The sequence below is a fragment of the uncultured Mucilaginibacter sp. genome, from assembly GCF_903913935.1.
In the GTDB taxonomy this organism is placed as follows: domain Bacteria; phylum Bacteroidota; class Bacteroidia; order Sphingobacteriales; family Sphingobacteriaceae; genus Mucilaginibacter.
This window is the reverse complement of sequence record NZ_CAIWNH010000536.1, coordinates 1-3,321: the sequence shown is the minus strand read 5'-3', so window position 1 is coordinate 3,321 and position 3,321 is coordinate 1. Positions and strand designations below refer to the sequence as shown.

3 protein-coding genes are annotated in these 3,321 nt (G+C 39.7%); 2 read left to right on the top strand and 1 reads right to left on the bottom strand.

Translation table 11 applies throughout. The features are described from left to right. Both QZY09_RS21550 and QZY09_RS21545 read left to right on the top strand, forming a co-directional pair. The coding region (locus QZY09_RS21550; protein WP_295675966.1) for a hypothetical protein at nt 1-304 on the top strand (304 nt) is incomplete at its 5' end. 33 nt (nt 305-337) lie between these two features. Continuing rightward, nucleotides 338-817 (top strand): hypothetical protein, encoded by a 480-nt coding sequence (locus QZY09_RS21545; protein ID WP_295675965.1) that lies wholly within the window; start codon nt 338-340, stop codon nt 815-817. Nucleotides 818-1,063: 246 nt separating this feature from the next. Here QZY09_RS21545 and QZY09_RS21540 read toward each other — a convergent pair whose 3' ends face one another. Further along, nucleotides 1,064-3,238, bottom strand: a complete 2,175-nt coding sequence (locus tag QZY09_RS21540) for a glutamine synthetase III (protein ID WP_295675963.1) — start codon at nt 3,236-3,238, stop codon at nt 1,064-1,066. Nucleotides 3,239-3,321: the final 83 nt, after the last annotated feature.

Below are 3,321 nucleotides of genomic sequence, written 5' to 3'. Positions count from 1 at the left end.
GTTTTTAATGTTTTATATTTTCAAGTTCTATTTACCAGGCAGCAGGGGAGCATATGGTATAACAATAAGCGCTGAAAAGATTGATAATGTTGGTCATACGAGGGTTATCTTTTGGCGCGATGTGGTTTCAATAAAAAAGAGGAAATTCTCCAATTATATACACATTGAAACCAGCGAAGGCGCATTGTTTAAAATAAATATCGGGCAGTACACGATTAAGGGGCCTGTAATATTTAAAACCTTTTTGAACTATTTTAAAAAATACGGCTCATTCAATGCACTTGGTATTCTGCTTGTTAGTTAATAACCCATTTAAATTTAAACTTCAAAAATTACCATGTACAACCAAACCAACACCATCAATCCTAAAAGCCTGATAAAAACCACCATTATTATTCACCTCGCTTTGTTAATCGGCCAGGTTTTATTTGGCGTGGTCGTTTTTGCCATTACACCAAACCCTGTGTTTAATTGGAAACCCGGAAACGACGTGTTTTTTTATGTTTTGATTTTATTGGTCTGCCTTGGCATATTTTTGGGCAGTTTTTTATTTAAACAACAATTGGCAAATGCAGCTGAAAAAACAAATTTGAAGGATAAGTTGGGCGTTTATCAAACCGCCTTTATCGTCAGGGCTGCGTTAAGTGAGGGCGCATCTATATTTGGTATTGTTTGCACAATGATTACCAGTAATTTATTTTATCTGGCAATTGTGGGCATTAATATCCTTTTCTTTATATCGATCAGGCCCACACGTGATAAAATTGAGGAGGCCCTCAACCTGGATTACAACGAAAAAGCAGCGATTGACGAATAATTTCCTTCGATTACTGATTTTTGGATATAATTGCCAAAAATAGTTGGTAAAACCTTTGTAATCAATTGTATTTCAAATCAATATATAGAATAAATTGAAATCGATTTCAATTTATATTTTGAGTTTCACTAACACTTCAACCTAAGGATAGCGCAGATGAGGTTTTTTCAGCCATTTCTGAACTCTACCATAGAAAAACATTGATTGGTTCATCTATTTCACCAACTATTTTTGGCATCATTACCTCTATTTTATGAACAACAACTCCCGGAATTTTGGCAGCGGCCACTCAGAATCATCCACCAGCTGTTCCAGTTTGTCTACATGATAGCGGATCGCCTGGAAAAATGGTTTTACCTTTTCATCATAAACAATAGCTTTTTCGCGCAGGTCTTCAATATTATTCGCTTTTTTACGCTCAGCTACCATTTTGTCAATATCGCCTTTAATAGAGCTAACATGTTCTGATATTTTAACAATGATTTCTAATTGTGCCTTATAGGTTTCCTCACCAAGGCCCAGCGCCTTTAGTCCCTGTACATTTTGTACCAGTTTGCTTTGGTATGATATGGCTGTCGGGATAATAATGTTAACGCCAAGCTCGCCGATAACGCGGGCTTCGATCTGAAGTTTTTTATAAAATGCCTCCAATAAGATCTCATGGCGTGCATGTGCTTCTCTCTTGGTAAATACCCCTGTTTCAGAAAATAGCAGATCGGTTTTATCTGATAATAAAGCATCAAGCGCCTTAGGTGTGGTTTTAATATTCGGAAGTCCGCGCAGAGCCGCTTCTTTTTCCCAGTCTTCACTATAACCATTCCCTTCAAAACGGATATTCTTTGATTCTTTAATATACCTTTTGATCACTATTAATAAGGCTACATCTTTCTTTTCACCTTTTTTTATCAGTTTATCAACGTCGTACTTGAATTTCTTAAGCTGATCAGCAACAATAACATTCAATACGGTCATCGGGCTGGCCGAATTTGCTGATGAGCCAACGGCGCGTAATTCAAATTTATTCCCTGTAAACGCAAATGGCGACGTACGGTTACGGTCGGTATTGTCCTTTAATATCTGCGGTATCTTTGGGATGCCCTGCCATAGTAAGGCATCATCCTTTATTTTCTTACTGATACGTGAGGTTTCAATTTCATCCAGCAGGTCGCTTAACTGGCTCCCGAGAAAAATTGAAATGATTGCAGGCGGTGCTTCGTTCGCACCCAGGCGGTGATCATTATTTACCGAAGCGATTGATGCCCTTAAAAGGTCAGCATGCTCGTAAACCGCCCTGATAGTATTTACAAAGAATGCAAGGAACATCAGGTTGTTTTTTGGCGTTTTTCCGGGTGAAAGTAAATTTTTCCCGGTATTGGTAATCATCGACCAGTTGTTGTGCTTTCCTGACCCGTTGATGCCTGCATAAGGTTTTTCGTGCAGTAATACTTTAAAATTATGGCGTTTGGCCACCCTGTCCATCAGGTCCATCAATAGTTGGTTGTGATCTATCGCCAGGTTGATCTCTTCGTAAATAGGCGCGCATTCAAATTGTGAAGGGGCAACTTCGTTGTGCCTTGTTTTTAGGGGGATGCCTAATAATAAGGCCTCGGTTTCCATATCCTGCATAAATGTATAAACCCTCTCAGGGATAGAACCGAAGTAATGATCCTCCAATTGCTGGTTTTTTGCAGACATATGGCCAAAAAGGGTGCGGCCTGTCAAGTATAAATCGGGGCGTGCATTAAATAAGGCAATATCAACCAAAAAGTATTCCTGTTCAATACCCAGTGAGGCATTAACCTTTTCAATGCTTTTATCAAAATAATGGCAAACATCTACGGCAGCTTTATCTAAGGCGTTTAGTGCCTTTAATAATGGTACCTTATAATCGAGTGCCTCGCCCGTATAGGAAACAAAAACGGTAGGGATACATAAAGTTCGTGCCATAATAAAGGCAGGCGACGATGGGTCCCATGCGGTATATCCCCTTGCCTCGAACGTATTCCGGATCCCGCCGCTTGGGAAACTCGAAGCGTCAGGCTCCTGTTGTGCGAGGGCGTCGCCTGAAAACCTTTCCAAAGCATTACCATCAGGCGTTGGTTCAAAAAAAGCATCGTGCTTTTCGGCAGTTGACCCTGTTAGGGGCTGAAACCAGTGTGTATAGTGTGTTGCGCCTTTGCCGATAGCCCATGATTTCATTGCCGATGCAACCTGCTCTGCCAGGTCGCGGGGAATCGGTTCGCCTTTTTCAATTGAATTAATGATGCCCTGGTAAGCTTCTGTTGAAAGAAACTCTTTCATTTTCTTTTTATCGAAAACGTTCGCAGAATAATAATCGGAAATTTTTGAGGACGGTGTTTTGATCTCGGGAATTACCCTTGTTAATACGGACTGCAGCGCCTGGAATCGGATGTTAGCCATGAAATGGAATTTTATAAATGGGTTTACCTTCAAAAATAGAATTATACTTTATATAAATGAATAAATTTTACTTTATTGATTTT